This window comes from Halopseudomonas phragmitis (genome assembly GCF_002056295.1).
Classification (GTDB): Bacteria; Pseudomonadota; Gammaproteobacteria; order Pseudomonadales; family Pseudomonadaceae; genus Halopseudomonas; species Halopseudomonas phragmitis.
Genome location: NZ_CP020100.1, coordinates 3273661 through 3293279, shown reverse-complemented (window position 1 = coordinate 3293279; position 19619 = coordinate 3273661). Strand labels below are relative to the sequence as shown.

Here is a 19619-nt window from a genome sequence, read left to right as displayed (position 1 = left end):
GGTAAGTGTCGGTAAATACCCCAAATGGCGCTACAATAGCCAGCTGTTTCCCGACCCGCCGTGACCCGCAATGACTCAACTCCCTCCCGTCACTCTCTATGGCACGCTGGCCTGTCACCTGTGTGAGGCCGCCATGCAGATCCTGCAACCGCTGATTGCCGACGGTTTGCGGGTGAGCGAGGTCGATATCAGCGACAGTGATGAACTGATGCAGCGCTATCAGTTGCGTATCCCGGTGCTTCAGCGACAAGACAGCGGCGCCGAGCTGGATTTTCCGTTTGACCTGGCCCAGGTGATGGACTGGCTGGGCGATGTCCTGAGCGAGGGCCGTTGAGATGGCCATGACCGTGGTGCCATTCTGGAAGCGCAAGCGGCTGGATGAACTGGATCAGGACGAGTGGGAGTCCCTGTGCGACGGCTGCGGCCTGTGCTGCCTGCAGAAGCTCGAGGATGAGGATGATCCGGCGGCAATCTATTACACCCGCATCGCCTGCAAGCTGCTGGATCTCAAGACCTGCCAGTGCAGCAATTACCCCAAGCGCCGGGAGTTCGTGCCCGACTGCATCCAGTTGACCCCGGCCGATGCACAGTCGTTCGCCTGGCTGCCCCCGACCTGCGCCTACCGCCTGGTGGCCGAAGGCGAAGAGTTACCGCCCTGGCACCACCTGGTCTGCGGCGACCCGAAGGCCGTCCACAAGGCCGGCATTTCCCAGGCCGGACGGATGCTGGCTGAGGATGCGGTGGATGAAGACGACTGGGAAGAGCACATCATTTTTCGGGTCGGGTAACTGGATTGCCACGGGCCTGCGGCCCTCGCAATGACGGTGTGGGGCGATGGGTCTGTGCCTCATCGTTGTGAGGTTTGGGGCGATGGCTGCGGCTTAAACCCTGTCATTGCCAAGGCAGGGGCTATGTGGCCTACACCCGTCATTGCCAAGGCAGAGGCTATGTGGCCTACACCCGTCATTGCCAGGGCAGGGACTATGTAGCCTACACCCGTCACTGTCAGGGCAGGGGCTATGTCACCTACACCCGTCATTGCCAAGGCAAGGGCTATGTCACCTACACCCCGTCATTGCGAGGGCCGTAGGCCCGTGGCAATCCACCGGCCGCCCTGGATTGTCACGTCGGCGGATGGCCGCCCCCTGTTCCTCGCAATGATGATGGGCGATGGGGTTTGTTGCGAGGGGGCAGAGGTGTGTGCCTTACACCCGTCATTGCGAGGGCCGCAGGCCCGTGGCAATCCACCGGTCGCCCCTGAATTACCACGCCCCTGTACACCTACTGCCCGATCTGCAACTCGCGCAATTTCAGATACAAGTAACGGATCTGGTCGTACTCGAACGGACTATCCAGCGCGCCATAGCGAAAGTCATTGTTGTAACGCAGGTCAATGGCGTACAGCCCATAGAGCCACTGCTCATTGTTCATCACGCTGTGGCTGTCGAGATAGTTGATGGCGTCTTCCACTGACCAGTCCACCACCAGCCCGGTGCTGTCACGCAGGTTCGAAGGCCCCAGCAGCGGTAGCACCAGATAAGGCCCCGGCGGCACACCGTAGCGGCCCAGAGTCTGGCCGAAATCCTCGGGTTCCTGCGGCAGGCCCATCTTGCTGGCCACATCGAACAGGCCCAGCCCACCCAAAATGGTGTTGAACAGCAGGCGCGCGGTGGTACGCATGCTCTTCTCGATCTTGCCCTGAGCCAGGCTGTTGGCCAGGTTGGGAACATCCCCCAGGTTGGCGAAAACGTTGCGTACTCCCGAGCGCACAAAGCGCGGGGTTACGACTTCGTAGGCCCGGACTGTTGGCAGATAGACGTAATGGTCGAACTGGGCGTTGAACCGATACATGCGCCGGTTGAAACCCTCGAACGGGTCATAAACGTTGAGAGCATCCAGGCTGGAGCGCTCGAACTGGTAATGGCCGGCCTGATCATCGATCACCAGGCCTGCCAGCGGGTCATGGTAGGGCGGAGCCTGGTTGGCAAACGCAGGCGTGGTGAGCAGGGCGCAGGTCAGGCCCAGGGTTATGGTCGTTCGCATGGTTACTCTCCCTGTATGAAGCTCAGCATCCGCTCAACCACGGTCTGGTGCTGAAGGTTGCCACCATGCCCGCCACGGGGAAACAGAAACGCGCGCTCACCAAAGGTCTGATGCAGAAAGTCATAGTCTTCACGGCTGAGAATCAGATCGTCGGCATTGGTCAGTGCGGCAATGCCGGAATGGCTGGCCAGAAAGTTCTCGATGCTTCTAAGGCTTGTATGCCAAGCCATGTCATCGATGGTTTTGTCTGCATTACGACTGCTCCAGTCCGGCCACAATTGAGTTTCGATGTAGCAGCTGAAGTCGCAGAACAGCGCCCGGCGCAGATAGGGAGTGAGTGAAGTGCTGACCTTGAGTCGCTCGTCCGCTGGCGCATACAGGCCACCACCGGTCACCAGATCGGCCATGAAGTTGAGGTCGGCAGCGGCGAAACGGAATACCGCGCCAATCAGCATGGCCAGCTCAGGGTCGGTCAGGGCCTGGTCGGATGACTGGATGCCATAGAACAGACCACCCTCGATGTCGGTTTCGCCTTTCTCGGCAAAGTAACGCGAGAGCTTGCCGAAGATATGCTCGTAGAAGCTGTCCGTATCGCTGACCCCGTCAATGCGGGTACGGGCCAGCGAATCCAGCCGCTGAATCGAGGTATAGAGGTCCACGGGTGGGTTGAGCAGCAACACCCGGCTGAAGTTGAACTGTCCCAGGCGCTGGTCCAGTTCGGCGACAAAGGCAGCATTCAGCGCGCCAAGGCTGAAGCCCACCACATGGTGCTCGGTAACCTGCAGGCCGACTTCGTGGCGGGCCTTTTCGGCAGCCATCGACATGGCAGTGTGCAGGTCGCGGGCATCCTCGCGTCCCAAGCCGGGCAGGCCACTGCGTGAGGCGGCGGCGATGAAGTCATGATTGGTCGGTGAGGACAGCACTATTACATGCATGCCCGCCTGCCAGAACACCCGCTTGAGGTAATCCAGTCGGGGGCTGTCATAGCTGGAGCCGGTGCCGGCGATCAGAAACAGCAACGGGGCCGGTTGCTGCTGCCAGGCCAGACGGAAATGCAGATCGCGGTATTGCGACAGGGTCGGTGGCAGGTTGCGCTCGGGCAACACGCGCACCGACAGATCGCGCTGACGCACATCGGACTCGCTTGGCACCGGGGCCATGAGTCGTTGAGGCGTGCCGGCGATAGTTGCCATAAGTGCATTGCTTATGGGGTAACTGAAATCATCCGCGCTGGCCTTGAGCGCCAGTAACGCAAGCAGAACGACGAGCAGTCCATTAAATCTGGGCATGGGCTAATCCGTGATGAACACAGACACTATATACCCTAATCAGCCCGCAAAAGTTCCTCGGCGAGTCAGGCCTGCATTACCGGAGGAAAGCGCATGCCTCGCTGCTCGCGGCGCATTTGCCGGCGCTGCTCAATACGTTTCCAGACTTTTTCATGGAAGTGGAAAGCCACACTGTTCAGCGCGGGCTCCACTACCGCAACCGCACCGCCCAGAACCAGGCTGCCGGTCATGGCATAGACCACGGCAAAAGCAATAGTGAAGTGCATCAGGGTGAAGGAAATGGTCTTGGTCATGATGACAGCCTCTATAGTCCAATGGGAATCATTCCCGCTGAGTTGATAGTAGGCGAGCATTACCTGAAGCAGAAACAGAAATGACTAATGCTTTTGATTGGTCAAAGCTATCAGAAAGGGATGGTTGGTAGCTTGAAGGTATGTTGATCAGCCGGCCCGCGAACCCAGCCTTGAGGCTGCCCCCTGCAGCGGCAGGGGGCGTATTGCCTTAAAGGTCGAAGTCGTAGTCGGACAACTGCTTTTGCAGACGACGTTCTTCCAGATAATTGTCGATCAGCCGACGCTTGGTCAGGCTGGCCTTGGAATTGGCTGCCGGATCGGTATCCGGCGCGTCATCCTCATCCACAAATTCATCATCGTCCAGTTCGATTTCGGCTTTCGCTTTGGCCATGACTCAACTCCACAATGAAGTGCCATTTGCGGACCTTATAGCGGCAGAAAAGTCTCAGCGGAAATAGATTTTTTTTATTGTTTCAGATGATTTTTCGAAAAAGTCATGAGCTCAGTATCGGCGCGTGGTGCAAGCGGCTTGCTGCGGCGCAAAAGGGGCTGCAATTAGTGCTCGTGGAGCGCTTCTACATAGGAGGCTATCAGTCGCAGGTCTTGTGCTTGTAATCGCACAGATCCTCAATCCGGCAACTACCGCACTGTGGGCTGCGGGCCTTGCAGACGTAACGGCCATGCAGGATCAGCCAGTGGTGGGCATCGACCAGAAACTCCTTGGGGACATGCTTGAGCAACTGCTTTTCCACCGCCAGCACGGTTTTGCCGGGGGCGATACCAGTGCGGTTGCTGACCCGGAAGATATGCGTATCCACGGCCATGGTCGGCTGGCCGAAGGCGGTGTTGAGTACCACGTTGGCGGTCTTGCGACCGACGCCAGGCAGGGCTTCCAACGCCTCGCGGTTGTCCGGCACCTGGCTGTTGTGTTGCTCGATCAGGATCCGGCAGGTCTCGATGACATTTCTGGCCTTGCTGTTGTAAAGGCCGATGGTCTTGATGTACTCGCTCAACCCTTCAACACCCAGCGCGTAAATGGCCTCGGGAGTATTGGCCACCGGAAACAGCTTGTCAGTAGCCTTGTTGACGCCTACATCGGTCGCCTGAGCCGACAGGGTCACCGCTACCAGCAACTCGAACGGGGTGCTGTAGTTGAGCTCGGTGGTTGGGTGCGGATTGTCTTCACGCAGTCGGCGGAAGATTTCATAACGCTTGGCCTTGTTCATGCTTTAACTGATGGTCCCGGTCACTCGTACCCGTTTGCTGCCACTGGCGGCCGGTTTCTCGGCGCGGGCGGCCTGGAGGGCTTTGACGTGGCTGTCGATGGCGTTTTTCAGAGCGATCAGCAGGCCCATGAACACGAAGGCGCCGGGCGGCAGAATGACGAACAGGAAATCCTTGTAGTTGCTGAACACCACAATCTTCCAGTCGGCCGCAATCGGTCCCAGCAGCAGATGCATGTTGGAGAACAGCGTACCGTAGCCGACCAGTTCGCGCAGCATGCCCAGCACCAGCAGCACCAGGGCAAAGCCCAGGCCCATCATGAAACCATCAATCAACGACGGCAGCACCGGATGTTTGGAGGCATAGGCGTCGGCGCGGCCGAGGATCGCGCAGTTGGTCACGATCAACGGAATGAAGATGCCGAGAATCTGATACAGCTCATAGGTGAAGGCCTGCATCAGCAGTTCGGTACAGGTCACCAGCGCGGCGATGATCATCACGAACGCCGGCAGACGCACGGCATCGGTTACCGCGCTGCGGATCAGCGATACCGCCACGTTGGAGCCGACCAGCACCAGAATGGTAGCCAGCCCCAGGCCCAGGGCATTGACGGCGGTGCTGCTGACACCCAGCAGCGGGCACAGGCCCAGCAGTTGGACCAGGCCGGGGTTGTTGTGCCACAGGCCGTCGGCGCTGATGCTCTTGAAATCGGTGCTAGCCATCGATGCTGTCCTCATTCATGGTGCTGGCGTCGGGCAATTCCAGCAACTGCTGGCGGTGGGCGGCGAAATACTCAAGGGCGCGATAGACCGCCTGGATGACTGCGCGCGGGGTGATGGTAGCACCGGTGAACTGGTCGAATTCGCCGCCATCCTTGCGCACCGCCCAGCCGGTCGGAGCGGGCACTTGCAGGCTCTTGCCGTTGAAGCTCAGAACCCAGTCACTCTTGGCCAGCTCAATCTTGTCGCCGAGCCCCGGGGTTTCCCGGTGATTGAGCGCCCGCACGCCAGCCAGCTCACCGTTGGCACGCACGCCAACCAGCAGGTCGATACGGCCGCTGTAGCCATCCGGCGCGACCACCGGCAGAATCACCGCTACCACTTCATTCTCAACCCGCCCACGGTAGGCCATGGTCGGGCGTGGCAGGTTGAGCAGCTCGCGGTCGCTGACCTCGAACCCATCGGCCAGCAGATCGTTGTCGTGCTGGTCATGCGGCAGAATCTCGTTCAGTGCGCTCATCTGCACACGGCGCTGTTCTTCGGCGATGCGCGGCGCGGTGCTGATCTGGGTAACTGCGATCAGGCCAACAGTGGCCATGGCGAACAGCCCAAGAATCAGGCTGTTGCGCACTACCGAGCGACCGGCGCCCAATGGCTGTGTGCTCTGTTCTTGTTCGCTCATCAGTCCACCTTGCCCATGCCGCGCTCAGCCTTGCGGTGGCCGTAGGTGCGCGGAGTCGTGTAATAGTCGATGGTCGGTGCGGCCAGATTCATCAGCAGCACGGCGAAGGCCACTGCATCCGGGTAGCCGCCCCAGGCGCGGATCACATAGACCAGAATGCCGACCCCGGCGCCAAAGATCAGCCGGCCGAGCTTGCTGGTGGCGCCGGACACCGGATCGGTAATGATGAAGAACGCACCGAGCATGGTCGCCCCGCTGAGCAGGTGGAACAGCGGCGAGCCATTGGAGTCTGAACCCGAGCCGCCCCAAAACAGCAGGCTCATGAGCGCCAGCGCACCGAGCATGCCAACCGGGGCATGCCAGCTGAAGACTTTCTTGTAGATCAGGAAGGCACCGCCAGCCAGATAGGCGAGGCTGACCCATTCCCAGCCGTAACCGGCCATGGCGCCAAAGATCGGCTGGGCCTGGCGCAGCTCATCCATGGTCAGGCTGTTGTTGTTCTTGACCACATCCAGCGGGGTGGCCAGGGTCCAGCCGTCAATCGCCAGGCTGGCGGGCATGAACACCCGCTGCAAGGCTTCCAGCAACCCCAGGCTGGCACTGATATCAGGCATTACCTGTTCAATACCGCGCCAGGCCGGCCAACTGGTCATTTCCACCGGGAACGAGATCAGTACCACCACATAGCCGAGCATCGCCGGGTTGAACGGATTCTGGCCCAGCCCGCCGTAGAGCTGCTTGCCGAACACGATAGCAAAGCTGGTAGCGATCAGGACCAGCCACCAGGGCGCCAGCGGCGGCAGGGCCAGGGCCAGCAGCCAGGCAGTGACCAGGGCGCTGCCGTCGCTCAGAAAGAAGCCCACCGGGCGTTTGCGCAGGGCCAGAATCAGCGCCTCGCAAGCCAGGGCGAAGCTGCTGGCCAGTACGATGTTGATCAGCGTGCCCCAACCGAACAGCCAGGTCATCACGGCTACGCCGGGCAGGGTGGCGGCCAGTACCCAGAGCATCAGGGTCTGGGTCTTGTTATTGCCCTTGGCGTGGGGCGAGGTCATACGCACCAGGGCCATCAGACTTTCTCCTTGCTGGCCATGTGATCGGCAAAGGCCTTGGCGGCCTGATCCAGTGCTGCGCGGCTGCTCACCAGCTCGGCTTCCAGCGCGCTGGCATCCTGGCCTTGCTCCTGGGCGTCCTTGACGGCTCGTTCGGCCTGTTTGAATACAGCCTTGGCCATGGCCAGGTCAGTCTTGAGCTGGCGGGTGGCTTCATCCACCGGGCGCTTCTCGACGCGCTCACGCTCAGGTGGCGGGATAGGGCTGGCGTCCTCGGCGGCGTGCAGGGCCTTTTCGGCCTCCTGCAGGGTTGTGCGGGCCTGCGCCAGTTGCTGCTGCAGCTCGTCGCTGTCTGGGGTGGCGGTCAGCTCGCGCTCGAGTTTTTTAACGGCCGCACGGGCCATGGCCAGATCCAGTTTGGCTTTTTTGAGGTTCTCGTCCACCGGCTTCCTGGCCGGTTTGTCACTGGCCTCAGCGCGTACAGCAGGCGGTGCGGCGGCGCCGCCGGTGGCTGCCTCAAAGGCGGCCTGGGCCTCAAGGGCGGCTTTTTCCAGCTCGGCGATCTGCGCCTTGAGCTCTTCATTGTCCGGGTTGGCGGCCAGTTGCTTATTGGCTTTCTTGACCGCCATCTGGGCAGTGGCCGCAGCAATCTTGAGCTGTTTCTGCTCATCGCTGAGCCCGGCGGGTTTGGCGACCGGTGCCGGAGCCTCAGTACCGGCTGGTGCTTGCTTGGGCGCCTGGGCGGCTTCGGCTTCCTTGGCGGCTTTCAGGCGTGCGGCCTTCTCGGCCCGCGCCTGGCGCTCCAGTTCCTTCTGCTCGGCTTCGCGCTGCAGGCGAGCCTGGCGTTGTTCAAAGCGCTGTTTGGAATGCTCGGCCCTGTGCTGCTGCAGCTCAATGGCGCGGATCTCGGCCTTGGCTGCACGGTAATACTGCACCAGCGGAATGCTGCTGGGGCAAACATAGGAGCAGGCACCGCACTCGATGCAGTCGAACAGGTGCTGACGCTTGAGCTGGTCGTAATCCTTGCCCAGTGCGAACCAGTGCAACTGCTGCGGCAGCAGTTCTGCCGGGCAGGCTTCGGCGCACAGGCCACAACGGATGCAGGCCTGGGCCGGTGGCGGTGGCGGCAGTTCTTCGCGGGTGCCGGCCAGCAGACAGTTGCTGCTCTTGATGATTGGCGCGTTCAGATCCTGCAGGGTAAAACCCATCATCGGCCCGCCCATGACCAGACGGTAGAGCTGGTCGGGCTTGAGGCCGGCAAATTGCAGCAGGTCGATGATAGGGGTGCCGATCAGCGCCTCGACATTGGTTGGCCGCCCCAGTGCTGCACCGGTCAGGGTGGTGATCCGTTTGATCAGCGGCTGGCCGAGCAGTACCGCGTCATGAATGGCCAGCAGGGTACCGATGTTCTGGCAGACCATGCCGATATCGGCTGGCAGGCCGCCGCTGGGCACTTCCTTGCCGGTCAGAATCTGAATCAGCTGCTTCTCGCCACCGGACGGGTACTTGGTCGGGAATACCACCACCTGCATCGTCCGGGTGCCCACCGCCTCGCGCATGGCGGCAATGGCTTCGGGCTTGTTGTCCTCGATGCCGATCAGCACCTGATCAGGGTTGAGGATATGCATCAGAATTTCGATACCGGCAACGATTTCGGCGGCTTTGTAACGCATCGCGGTATCGTCGGCGGTGATGTACGGCTCGCACTCGGTGCCGTTGATGATCAGCGTCTGGGTTTTCTGCTCCGGACGGGCCTTGAGCTTGACCGCCGTCGGGAAGCCGGCACCGCCCAGGCCGCTGATACCGGCCTGGCGGATCATTTCCAGCAGCAGGGCCGGATCGAGCGTGCGGTAGTCGCTGATCGGCGCGAGTGTGGTCCACTGATCCAGGCCATCGGCCTCCAGGGTAATCGCCAGTTCAGCAAGGCCGGAAGCGTGCGGGTAGGGGGCCGGCCCGATGGCCGTAATGGTGCCCGAGGTTGGTGCGTGCAGCGGACAACTGACAACCCCGTTGGCTTCGGCCAGCAGTTGCCCCTTGAGTACCTTGTCGCCGACCTGAACCACAGGTTCAGCCCGCGCACCAATATGCTGCTGCAGCGGCAGGATCAGGGTTTTGGGCAGCGGTGCCGGTTCCAGCCCGCGTTGGGTGGACTCGTGCTTGTGTTCTTCAGGATGGATGCCACCGGGAATGTCCCAGATGCGGATGGCGGACTTCATGCGGCTTGACCTCGCGCAGCATCGGTGGCGATCAGTTGCTGGGGCGGCAGCGGGTAGTCCCACTTCCAGTTCTGCGGGGTGGTCGGCAGCGGCACCATGTCGATGCAGTCGACCGGGCAGGGCTCTACGCACAGGTCGCAGCCGGTACATTCATCAACGATCACCGTGTGCATCTGCTTGGCGGCGCCCAGGATGGCATCGACCGGGCAGGCCTGAATGCACTTGGTGCAGCCGATACACTCGGCTTCACGGATGTAGGCAACCATCTTCGGCTTTTCTTCGCCATGCTCGGCATCCAGCGGCAAGGCCTCGACATCCAGCAGATCGGCCAGCGCCTGAATGGTCGATTCGCCACCCGGTGGGCATTTGTTGATCGGCTCGCCATTGGCGATACCTTCGGCATAGGGTCGGCAGCCGGGGTGGCCACACTGGCCGCACTGGGTCTGTGGCAGCAGGGCGTTGATCTGATCGACGATCGGGTCGCCTTCAACCTTGAAGCGAATGGCGGCATAGCCGAGGATCGCGCCGAAAATCAGCGCCAGGCCAAGCAGAACGAGAATGGCGGTCAGGACGACAGACATGCTTACAACCTTATCAGGCCGGTGAAGCCCATGAACGCGAGCGACATCAGGCCGGCGGTGATCATGCCGATGGCCGCACCGCGGAACGGTGTGGGTACGTCGGCGATGGCAATGCGCTCACGCAGGGCGGCGAACAGCACCAGAATCAGCGAGAAGCCCAGCGCGGCACCCAGGCCGTAGACCGCCGATTGCATGAAGGTCTGCTCGGCGCGGTTGGTGTTCAGAAGCGCCACCCCGAGCACGGCGCAGTTGGTGGTGATCAGCGGCAGGAAGATGCCCAGCACGCGGTAAAGCAGGGGGCTGGTCTTGTGCACCACCATCTCGGTGAACTGCACGACCACGGCAATCACCAGAATGAAGGCGATGGTGCGCAGAAATTCCAGCTCCAGCGGCACCAGGATGTACTGAAAGGTCAGGTAACTGAGGATCGACGCCAGGGTCAGTACAAAGGTAGTGGCCGCCGACATGCCAATGGCGGTCTCCAGCTTGCCGGACACACCCATGAACGGGCAGAGGCCGAGAAACTGCACCAGTACAAAGTTGTTGACCAGTATGGTACTGACCAGTATCAGGGCAAATTCCGTCATGTTACCCGGCCTCTCACATTACCCGCTGACCCGGCTTGGCACCGTTGTCGGGACTGAGCAGGAAGATTTCTTCGCCACCGGGGCCGGCAGCCAGCACCATACCCTCGGATACCCCGAACTTCATCTTGCGTGGCGCCAGGTTGGCTACATACAGCACCAGCCGGCCTTCTAGCTTGCTCGGGTCAGGATAGGCGCTCTTGATACCGGAGAATACGTTGCGCTTGGCGTCGCCGATATCCAGGCTCAGACGCAGCAGCTTGTCGGCGCCCTCAACGAACTCGGCCTTCTCGACCAGCGCAATGCGCAGATCCACGGCGGAAAAGGCGTCGAAATTGATCTCGGCAGCCAGCGGCTCCTTGACCAGCTCGCCATTGCCAGCCGGCGCAGCAGCGGTTTCGCTGGCGGCCAGGTCTTCCTTCGAGGCTTCAACCATGGCCTCAATTTTGGCCGGCTCAATACGGGTCAGCAGCGGCTGGAAGGCATTGAGTTGGTGGCCTGACAGCAGCGTCTGGTGATCTTCCCAGCGCAGCGGTTCAATATTCAGGAACTGCTCGGCCTGGGCCGCCAGGTTCGGCAGCACCGGCTTGAGGAAGATGATCAACTGACGGAACAGGTTGATGCCCAGCGAGCAGATCGCCTGCACCTCATCCTGCTTGCCCTCGACCTTGTTCAGAGCCCAGGGCGCCTTGTCGGCAATCCAGGCATTGGCACGGTCGGCCAGGGCCATGATTTCGCGCATGGCGCGGGAGAAGTCGCGTTTCTCGTAGGCCTCGGCAATGCTCGGCGCGGCGGCGGCAAAGGCCTCGGTCAGCTCCGGTGCCGGGTTGGCGGCAACCATCACCCCGGCGTTGCCCTTGTGAATAAACCCGGCGCAGCGGCTGGCGATATTCACCACCTTGCCGACCAGATCGGAATTGACCTTCTGCACGAAGTCTTCCAGGTTCAGGTCCAGATCCTCGACGCCACGGCCGAGCTTGGCCGCGTAGTAGTAACGCAGGTATTCCGGGTTCAGGTGATCCAGATAGGTGCGGGCCTTGATAAAGGTGCCGCGCGACTTGGACATCTTCTGCCCGTTCACCGTCAGGTAGCCATGCACATTGACAGCGGTCGGCTTGCGGAAACCGGCACCGTGCAGCATCGCTGGCCAGAACAGGGTATGGAAGTTGACGATGTCCTTACCGATGAAGTGGTACAGCTCGGCCGTCGAGTCCTTGCCCCAGAAGGCATCGAACGACAGCTCCGGGCGGCGCTTGCACAGGTTCTCGAAACTGGCCATGTAGCCAATCGGCGCGTCCAGCCAGACGTAGAAATACTTGCCCGGCTCACCGGGAATCTCGAAGCCGAAGTAGGGCGCATCGCGGCTGATGTCCCATTCCTGCAGGCCAGAATCCAGCCACTCGGCAATCTTGTTGGCGACCGCCTCCTGCAGCGAACCACTGCGGGTCCACTCCTGCAGCATGGCCTGGAAATCCGGCAGCTTGAAGAAGAAATGCTTGGAATCCTTGAGCACCGGGGTGGCGCCGGAGATTGCCGAACGCGGGTCTTTCAGCTCGGTCGGCTCGTAGGTAGCGCCGCACTTCTCGCAGTTGTCACCGTACTGGTCCTCGGCGCCGCACTTGGGGCAGGTGCCCTTGATGAAGCGGTCAGCCAGGAACATGCCCTTGTCCGGGTCGAAATACTGGGTCACCGACCGGGTAGCGATGTGGCCGGCTTCTTTCAGGCGGGTATAGATCAGTTCGGAGAACTGCTTGTTCTCTTCCGAGTGGGTCGAGTGGTAGTTGTCGAAATCGACCAGAAAATCGGCAAAGTCGGTGGTATGTTCGGCCTTTACGTTGGCGATCAACTGTTCCGGCGTAATGCCTTCCTTCTCCGCACGCAGCATGATCGCCGAGCCATGAGCATCGTCGGCGCAGACATACACGGCCTGATGACCGCGCAGTTTCTGAAAACGCACCCAAATGTCAGTCTGAATGTACTCCAGCATATGCCCCAAATGGATCGAACCATTGGCGTAGGGCAGGGCGCTGGTTACCAGGATCTGGCGTTGTTGTGCTTGGCTCATGGGTACTCGGCTTGTGCTTGCTAACGGATTTAAAGGGCGGTAATCATACCTGTTTGAGGCGTTTGGGTCATCTGTCAGGGGCGTCTTGCCGCACCCCCTGGCAAATCTCTTGAGCGCGCTTGGGTACTGGTGTTTACTGCGCGCTGGTATACCGATTCAGAGCAGAAATGGGCATGGATTACTTCATCATAGTCGTCACCACCGTCGCCGGGCTGGCTTTTCACTGGTGGCTGTATGTACTGATCCAGCGCTGGATGCAGCGCGACCTGGCCCTGTCCATCGCCGGTAATAGCCCCGAACGCCGTGCCTACCTGCTGCAATGCCTGCAGCAGGCCAAAGCCGAAAAGATCAGGAAAAAAGACCTGGAAACCTGGCTACGCAGCAAAGCTGACGCTTACTCCTGACCCAAATAGTGCGCCACTGGCTCGCCCGCTGTCAGGGCAGAACGTCGTAGTCAAAGTCTTCTCGCTCGAAAACATCAAATGCCGGGCCCCTGACGCTTGCCTCGTTGTCGTCGCATAAGCGGGTAGAGGTGATTTTGCCGCGATGGCGAGTCACTACACCGGCCTGGAATTTCGGATAGTTCGGCTCGCCCGGAGTGAAGTTGGTCCTGATCATGCTGTCGAACAGCATGTACTCATAACCGCTATTGTCGAACCGAACAATGCTGGCCCCGCCACCAGAGAACGCAGCAAGCCCCAGGAAAAATTTCCCTGCGGGTGGAGTCTTTTCACTGGGGTAGACGAACTCAATGTTGTCCGGCTGGCCAAAACGGTACTGCACGTAACCGGATTCTCTGGTGAGCTCTTTAGAGGCGCAGAGCGAGACGGTTTTTTCTCCTATGTCACAGCCGAAAATCAGCTGTTCGTCTGCCTTGCACAGAAACAGTGACTCATCGGCCAGGGCAAGCGGGCTTGTTAGGGCGAAAAGCAGGCCGATGATCCCTGCTACGTTGCGGTCTCTTGAAAATGGACTGACAGTCACGCCTGGATGCATGTATGACACGAAAACTACTCTCCCTGTGTTTTTTGCTGCTGGCTGGTCAAACCCTGGCCATAGACCGGCGGACATTTCAGCCTTGCGCGCCAGTAGACGCCTGATGTCACAGTCAGTCTGCTGTACGTACCGATACCATTCTCGGGGGCGGGCTAAGGCTTCTCCGCCGGAATATAGGCCTCAGGAAACTTCGGTAGTTCATCGTTGACCTCAAACCAGTTCGCCCGGTGGGCATAGTAAAAATGCGCCACCGGCCGGGTCTGCAACTCGCCATCCAGCGTCCCGGCACGAATGCGCAGCACCTCTGGCAAACCGTCGCGGCGGCTGTAAACCGGCGAGCCACAGACCTTGCAGAAGAATCGATGCTTGCCCGGCGAGGATTCATAGGCACTCAGCAACTGCTCACCGCTGAGCAACGTAAACGCCGCCGCCGATACCGGAATATTGCTGACCAACGGCGTACCCTGAGCCTTGCGGCATTGCCTGCAGTGGCACACCTGAATGGGCTCCAGCTCACCTTCAATACTGAACGTTACACCGCCGCACAAACAGCTGCCTGTTGTTGCCATGGTTCCTCCTTGAGCCCGCTATTGAACCGGGTCGGGATTCTGGTGGCAGGATGCGCACACCGTACTTCTCGCCCGGTTGTTGATTGCACACATGCTGCCACCAGCTTTCCAGATCCTCAACCAGCAGGTGCATCATGAAGTTGTCGGCATGCTCTTTTACATAGAAGCGCTGGAGCAGAAAGCTGCGGACGGATGATCGCTATGCATCGATAGGAAGGGGATACATGTCCAGCAGCTCACCAAGTTTAAGTTCCATGGCGCCTTGGGTTTGGCCGCCCTGCGAGAGCAACCATTTCACGCGATCAATTGTTTCTTGCTCGTGCATATCGGCAACGAAGCGCTGTGACTCATCCGCCAGAGTATCTTCATCAGGTCTGCTGACAGTATCCACCACCGCTTTAACATTGCCGATACCTTTGGCCGGAAACCCAGCAATACGGCGGGCAAGAGCATCGCAAAAGTCGCTGAGTTGCTCGCCTGGCAGCGCTCGGTTGATCCAGCCGTAGAGCTCGGCGGTATTGGCATCAAAATCCTCTCCGCCCAGGCATACTTCCAATGCCCGGCCTCTACCCAGCATTTGCGTCAACCGGACAGTTCCGCCTGCCCCCGGTAAAAGTCCCACTCCAATTTCCGGTTGGCCAAGCACTGCGGTTTCGCGCGCGGCAAAACGCATATCCAGCGCCAGAAGAAATTCGCTTCCGGCTCCTCGGGCGCGCCCTCTCAACTCACCAATAGTTACCTGAGGGAGGCGACTCAAACGACTGAAGAGCCCACTAAGTGGGCTCGTCGTGCCTGGTGGCAAGACTACGGGAGGAGCGTCGAGTTCACTGCCCAGATCATAGTGGGCAAGGAAGAATTCAGGATGGTCGCTGCGAAAGATAACGACTTTGGTCTGGTCATCATTCTCAAGCTGTTGGGCCAAACGGAGCAAGTCGATCACCATGGTACGGTCGACCAAATTAATTGGCGGGTGATTGAATCGCACCACGGCCACACCTTCACGATCTTCACGGGTAAAGCTCCGGTATCCGCTCATAACTATTCTCTGTAATTGGCTATATATTCATATTGTTTTTTTATTGCTTACTGGGCCGTGAGGCCGCCATCGACCGGCATGGCGACGCCCGTCGTAAAGCCCGCCAAATCTCCGGACAAGTAAAGAACGGCTGCGGCAATTTCTTCGACAGTGCCTATCCGCCCGATCGGATGAGCTGCTACTGCCATCGCCACATACCTTGCATCAGCTGCGTTGGCACGACGAAACATTTCAGTGTCGATAATTGCAGGGCAAACGGCATTCACTCGAATATTCTTTCGGGCGTATTCGGCCGCAGCTGTCTTGGTTAACCCGATCACCGCATGCTTGGAGGCTGAATAAATGCCCTGTTTGGGCGCAGCGATCAAACCCGCGACTGAGGCGGTGTTAACAATTGACCCACCCCCCTGTGCAAGCATCACGGGGATTTGATATTTCATACACAGCCATACCCCCTTCACGTTCACGTTCATGATGGCATCGAAAACACCTTCTTCGCCTTCGGCCAATTTGCATTTCTCAATCTCAATCCCTGCGTTGTTGAATGCGCAATCAAGCCTGCCGTAGGTTGACACGGTTCCGTCAACCAATAGGCGTACGTCTTCATCACGGGACACATCGCAGTGGATGAACGTTGCCTCACCACCTGCCTCCTCAATCAACGCCACGGTCTCTTTACCTGCTTGGCTGTCGATGTCGGAGACAACTACTTTGTACCCGTTTTTTGCGAATGCCAACGCGGTGGCGCGACCAATGCCGTTCGCCGCGCCAGTTACCAAAGCAACCCTGCCTGAATTTGTGCTGCTCATTTTATTGCCTCTTCCAATGTTCAGATCTGACACGAGCCGGCCAATCACGACCACGGAATACCTTTCACAGTGCATGGACTGGCGCTTCGACTGAGTATCGCCATGCTAGGTGTTGGCATATAATTAATGAAGTGATGGTTTTTCATTGGCAGTCATGAACAAAAATAATTACTCATCTCTCATAACACGCTTGGACTTGAACCTGTTTCGAGTCTTCGCCGCGATTTATCGCGAACGCAATCTCACACGCGCCGCAGAATTACTATCGGTAAGCCAATCAGCCGTTAGCCATGCGCTGGCTCGTATGCGCCAACAACTCGACGACCAGCTGTTCATCCGCGAGGCTCAGGGTGTTGTGCCGACGCCGCTGGCCACGCGTATTTGGCCGGACGTTCAGGAAGGTTTGGGGTTTCTGCAACGAGCCGTAGCCCACAGTCATAGTTTTGAGCCCGCGCGCGATATCGCCACGGTGGCCTTGGCGATGCACGACGTGATTGAGCACGCCCTGCTGCCGACCCTGGTCAAGGTACTGCGTGGAGCTGTGCCAGGGATTCAGGTCGCCAGCGCGCGTATCAAACGCTCAACGCTCAAAGCAGACCTGGCTACTGGTCGCCTCGACTGCGCCATTGATGTGGCACAGGCAGCCGATGACGAACTGTTTCATAGCTTCCTGAGCCGTGACGAGTTTGTGGTGGTCAGCCGCTCAAGCGCTGCCATTGACAGCGACAGTTACTTGGCCGCGCAGCATGTCACTGTGTCGTCCCGGCGTATGGGATACGGTGTTGTGGACTTCGAACTGGCTCGACAAGGCATCAAACGTCAGATCGCCGCACGCTGCCAACACTATGAGTCGGCCTGTCGTATAGTTGCTGGCAGCGATCTGCTGCTAACTATGCCTCGCGGCCTGGCGATTTCCAGCAACGCCTATCTGGACAACCATATTCACCCACTACCGATGACGGTGCCGGGCGTGGAGTTGCACCTGTTCTGGCACAAAGAACGCGAGTCGGATCCGGCCAATACCTGGTTGCGGCATACCCTGCTCACAGCCATGCAGTAGCGTCGCCAATCTGCAGGTCTCTGGCAAACCATCGCGGCGGCCAATACTGAACGTCACACCGCCGCACAAACAGCTGCCTGTTGTTGCCATGGTTCCCTCCTTGAGCCCGCTATTGAACCGGGTCGGTATTCTGGCCAATCCGCCACAGCACCCCTGTTGGGTCATCAATCACAAAATCCCGCATGCCCCAGGGCCGGTCTTCCGGTGGCAGTATACGCACACCGTACTTATCGCCCAGTTGTTGACTGCACACGTGCTGCCACCAGCTTTCCACATCCTCGACCAGCAGGTGCATCATGAAGTTGTCGGCATGCTCCTTTACGTAGAAGCGCTGGAGCAGAAAGCTGCACGAGCCGGCATGAAAATACGCCATATCGTCCGAGCCCCAGGCCAGGGTAAAGCCAAGGTCGGTGTAAAAACGTTTGGATAGCTCGAAGTCCCGGGCGGGGACGAAGGCTTTGATTTCTACAGTGTTCAGGTTGGGCATGGTGATGCGCCTGCTCTGGTTGAAGGTAAAACCCCGGTTAGCTAATCAGGCGTTTTTAATCGCCTCAAGACTATCTCAACGACATGGCCAATCAATAGCCAAGCGCCCAGCCAAAAGCCTATGGCAAGCGCAAAGCCAAAATTAGACGGCCCCGACCACCCCCAACCCGATCCCGGCTCAATAACCGGCAGCCCCAGGTGGGCGAGGGGAGCCAGCGGGAGATAGATCATGGCGAAAAATATGTCGAGTAATATGCTGGGGCCATTGGCCAGCGCTGCGAAGAGCAGTATGGCGAGTGTTAGCAGAAGGCCTAAGCCAATTTTGCGGGGGAAGTTCAAAACGGAGGCCATTTCAAAAGCCTCAGGGGGAGGCCCTCCATCCGCTCGATGGAATGGTTAGACGTTTGTGGCAAAGTGGTACACATAGAAAACCTCGTCACGCCGCCAGCCTGCACCCTCATAGAGAGACTGACCTGCTTTGTTTGTGATGGCCGTTGAGAGCGACAGTCGGATAGCACCGACCTCTCGTGCGTAGTGCGCCGCTGCACTAAGTAGGCTTCGCCCAACGCCAGACCTTCTTGCCGCAGGCGATACGAACAGATCATTGAGCACGAAGGTCCGCGCCATCGACACAGATGAGAACGTTGGGTAGAGCTGCGTGAAGCCAACCGTTCGGCCTTCAACCTCGGCCACAAACAGCACTGAGTCTCGTTGCTCAAACCGTTTGCGCAAGAAGTCTCGGACTGCAGCCTCGTCACTTGGCTGGCCATAGAACTGGCGATATCCATCAAACAACGGAATGATCTTCTCGATGTCGGCGAGAACGGCTTGGCGAACAGGGACTGATTGCACTCTTTTTCTCCTGGGGGAAACGTCTAACGCCGCATTCAGCGGCTTGTCCGCTGCAATGTTTTGTTAAGCATCATCGTCGCTTGGCTCACAATCTGACAACTCTTCTTTGAGCTGTTCCAAAAGCTCATTTTCCAGGTGAGCGCCATGACTTTCAATGAGGTTGCTATAGAATTCATAGACGTCCGAATCACAGATAATCCAATTTATTTGGCTATTGCTAATTGCAACCTGAGCTAGCTCGTTTGCTTGCGACTTATTAAACTCAGCATATTTAGACAGCTTAGATATTGATGAATGAGTTGATGCAAAGTTACTACTATTAACAAGGGCCTTAATCGCCAACTCTTTTTCAAGCTCTGTTGCCAATTTAATTTCTGGATAGTGCTCTTTGAAGAACTGTGAAAGCCGCCTATAAAAATGCACTTGGGATTCTTTCTTCTCAGCCCATTCATCACTCAGAAATTCTTTTATTACATTTTCATCAAGGACAGAATAGTAATCTTTGTCGTCCGCAACCAAGTGCAACGGCTCTCCATTTGTCACAGACTCCAATAAACCTTCCCAGTTAATTGCATCCCCCAGAGAACCATCTTTCCCAGGTGGATTACGTACATCCATTCTGAACCTTGCTTTTTCTATCAAGCTAGAATCCGTACTGATGATAGTTGCTTTCCCAAAAAGCTCCGTTATCTTTTCGTCTGCCTTTAGGCTTCTTGATGCAACATCGTCAGAGACTTTTTTAATAAGAGACGACAAATGCTTTTCATATTCTTTTTGGAGTTCACGTATTACTGGATATTCTTCATAATCCTTACATATCTGCGGAAACTGGGGCTTTTTCTTTTGCTCTTGAAGTTTCTTTACGGCTTCCGATATTTTGTTTTCTCTGTTCCTTTTGAATTCATCCTTTACCTGTTCAGTCAGCCAAAGCTTTACGTCTCCTTTCTCGAGAAGTGCCGCCAGTTTGTGTATCTCTTCAAGATCATCGTTTGAAAGATGGTAAAACGAAAGAAATACATTTGTATCTATGAATAGGTTCAATGCTTACTCCGAGCTATTCTTGATG

The 19619-nt window shown here is 58.2% G+C and carries 23 protein-coding genes; 4 read left to right on the top strand and 19 right to left on the bottom strand.

Annotated elements, in window-relative coordinates; translation table 11 throughout:
• Positions 1 to 70 precede the first annotated feature (70 nt).
• Positions 71 to 334, top strand: a complete 264-nt coding sequence (locus BVH74_RS15275; protein WP_080050921.1) for a glutaredoxin family protein — start codon at positions 71 to 73, stop codon at positions 332 to 334.
• A 1-nt stretch (position 335) separates the two neighbouring features.
• Positions 336 to 788 carry a YcgN family cysteine cluster protein gene (locus tag BVH74_RS15270; RefSeq protein ID WP_080050920.1) on the top strand — a complete coding sequence of 151 codons (453 nt, stop codon included), beginning with the start codon at positions 336 to 338 and terminating at the stop codon, positions 786 to 788.
• A 493-nt stretch (positions 789 to 1281) separates the two neighbouring features.
• Here the strand turns inward: BVH74_RS15270 and BVH74_RS15265 are convergent, their stop codons facing one another.
• From BVH74_RS15265 to metG, 12 genes are all read right to left on the bottom strand, one after another.
• A complete protein-coding gene (locus BVH74_RS15265; RefSeq protein ID WP_080050919.1) occupies positions 1282 to 2043 on the bottom strand; it encodes an MlaA family lipoprotein in 762 nt (253 codons plus the stop codon).
• Between the two features lie 2 nt (positions 2044 to 2045).
• Positions 2046 to 3332, bottom strand: a complete 1287-nt coding sequence (locus BVH74_RS15260) for an alpha/beta fold hydrolase family protein (RefSeq protein WP_080050918.1) — start codon at positions 3330 to 3332, stop codon at positions 2046 to 2048.
• 65 nt (positions 3333 to 3397) lie between these two features.
• A complete protein-coding gene (locus tag BVH74_RS15255) occupies positions 3398 to 3625 on the bottom strand; it encodes a DUF2061 domain-containing protein (protein ID WP_080050917.1) in 228 nt (75 codons plus the stop codon).
• Between the two features lie 208 nt (positions 3626 to 3833).
• A complete protein-coding gene (locus BVH74_RS15250) occupies positions 3834 to 4016 on the bottom strand; it encodes a PA3496 family putative envelope integrity protein (RefSeq protein WP_080050916.1) in 183 nt (60 codons plus the stop codon).
• Between the two features lie 199 nt (positions 4017 to 4215).
• Positions 4216 to 4851 (bottom strand): endonuclease III, encoded by a 636-nt coding sequence (gene nth, locus BVH74_RS15245; RefSeq protein WP_080050915.1) that lies wholly within the window; start codon positions 4849 to 4851, stop codon positions 4216 to 4218.
• A gap of 3 nt (positions 4852 to 4854) precedes the next feature.
• A complete protein-coding gene (locus BVH74_RS15240; protein ID WP_080050914.1) occupies positions 4855 to 5571 on the bottom strand; it encodes an electron transport complex subunit E in 717 nt (238 codons plus the stop codon).
• Positions 5564 to 6250 (bottom strand): electron transport complex subunit RsxG, encoded by a 687-nt coding sequence (rsxG, locus tag BVH74_RS15235; protein ID WP_080050913.1) that lies wholly within the window; start codon positions 6248 to 6250, stop codon positions 5564 to 5566. Before rsxG ends, BVH74_RS15240 begins: the two co-directional genes overlap by 8 nt.
• Complete coding sequence (gene rsxD, locus BVH74_RS15230; RefSeq protein WP_080050912.1) at positions 6250 to 7317, bottom strand: electron transport complex subunit RsxD; 1068 nt, start codon at positions 7315 to 7317, stop codon at positions 6250 to 6252. The genes rsxG and rsxD overlap by 1 nt, the downstream gene beginning before the upstream one ends.
• The gene (gene rsxC / locus BVH74_RS15225) at positions 7317 to 9515 is read right to left on the bottom strand and encodes an electron transport complex subunit RsxC (RefSeq protein WP_080050911.1); all 2199 of its coding nucleotides are present in this window, start codon (positions 9513 to 9515) and stop codon (positions 7317 to 7319) included. Before rsxC ends, rsxD begins: the two co-directional genes overlap by 1 nt.
• Positions 9512 to 10096 carry an electron transport complex subunit RsxB gene (gene rsxB / locus BVH74_RS15220; protein ID WP_080050910.1) on the bottom strand — a complete coding sequence of 195 codons (585 nt, stop codon included), beginning with the start codon at positions 10094 to 10096 and terminating at the stop codon, positions 9512 to 9514. The genes rsxC and rsxB overlap by 4 nt, the downstream gene beginning before the upstream one ends.
• Positions 10097 to 10098: 2 nt before the next feature.
• Complete coding sequence (gene rsxA, locus BVH74_RS15215; protein ID WP_080050909.1) at positions 10099 to 10683, bottom strand: electron transport complex subunit RsxA; 585 nt, start codon at positions 10681 to 10683, stop codon at positions 10099 to 10101.
• Positions 10684 to 10696: 13 nt separating this feature from the next.
• Positions 10697 to 12745, bottom strand: coding sequence for a methionine--tRNA ligase (gene metG / locus BVH74_RS15210; protein ID WP_080050908.1), 2049 nt, complete (start codon positions 12743 to 12745; stop codon positions 10697 to 10699).
• A 173-nt stretch (positions 12746 to 12918) separates the two neighbouring features.
• Here metG and BVH74_RS15205 point away from each other — a divergent pair, with 173 nt between their 5' ends.
• The gene (locus BVH74_RS15205; protein WP_080051757.1) at positions 12919 to 13149 is read left to right on the top strand and encodes a 30S ribosomal protein S3; all 231 of its coding nucleotides are present in this window, start codon (positions 12919 to 12921) and stop codon (positions 13147 to 13149) included.
• Positions 13150 to 13180: 31 nt separating this feature from the next.
• Here BVH74_RS15205 and BVH74_RS15200 read toward each other — a convergent pair whose 3' ends face one another.
• The 4 genes from BVH74_RS15200 to BVH74_RS15185 form a co-directional block, all read right to left on the bottom strand.
• The gene (locus tag BVH74_RS15200; protein WP_155121733.1) at positions 13181 to 13750 is read right to left on the bottom strand and encodes a hypothetical protein; all 570 of its coding nucleotides are present in this window, start codon (positions 13748 to 13750) and stop codon (positions 13181 to 13183) included.
• Positions 13751 to 13893: 143 nt separating this feature from the next.
• Complete coding sequence (locus BVH74_RS15195) at positions 13894 to 14310, bottom strand: GFA family protein (RefSeq protein WP_080050906.1); 417 nt, start codon at positions 14308 to 14310, stop codon at positions 13894 to 13896.
• Between the two features lie 199 nt (positions 14311 to 14509).
• Complete coding sequence (locus tag BVH74_RS15190; protein ID WP_080050905.1) at positions 14510 to 15346, bottom strand: enoyl-CoA hydratase/isomerase family protein; 837 nt, start codon at positions 15344 to 15346, stop codon at positions 14510 to 14512.
• A gap of 47 nt (positions 15347 to 15393) precedes the next feature.
• The gene (locus BVH74_RS15185) at positions 15394 to 16155 is read right to left on the bottom strand and encodes an SDR family oxidoreductase (protein ID WP_080050904.1); all 762 of its coding nucleotides are present in this window, start codon (positions 16153 to 16155) and stop codon (positions 15394 to 15396) included.
• Between the two features lie 154 nt (positions 16156 to 16309).
• Here BVH74_RS15185 and BVH74_RS15180 point away from each other — a divergent pair, with 154 nt between their 5' ends.
• Positions 16310 to 17215: a LysR family transcriptional regulator gene (locus BVH74_RS15180; protein WP_080050903.1), complete on the top strand. Its 906-nt coding sequence runs from the start codon at positions 16310 to 16312 to the stop codon at positions 17213 to 17215.
• 109 nt (positions 17216 to 17324) lie between these two features.
• Here the strand turns inward: BVH74_RS15180 and BVH74_RS15175 are convergent, their stop codons facing one another.
• From BVH74_RS15175 to BVH74_RS15160, 3 genes are all read right to left on the bottom strand, one after another.
• Positions 17325 to 17702, bottom strand: a complete 378-nt coding sequence (locus BVH74_RS15175) for a VOC family protein (RefSeq protein WP_080050902.1) — start codon at positions 17700 to 17702, stop codon at positions 17325 to 17327.
• Between the two features lie 395 nt (positions 17703 to 18097).
• On the bottom strand, positions 18098 to 18553 hold the full coding sequence (locus BVH74_RS15165) for a GNAT family N-acetyltransferase (protein WP_080050900.1): 456 nt from the start codon (positions 18551 to 18553) through the stop codon (positions 18098 to 18100).
• A 63-nt stretch (positions 18554 to 18616) separates the two neighbouring features.
• Positions 18617 to 19594 carry a PIN domain-containing protein gene (locus BVH74_RS15160; RefSeq protein WP_155121732.1) on the bottom strand — a complete coding sequence of 326 codons (978 nt, stop codon included), beginning with the start codon at positions 19592 to 19594 and terminating at the stop codon, positions 18617 to 18619.
• Positions 19595 to 19619: the final 25 nt, after the last annotated feature.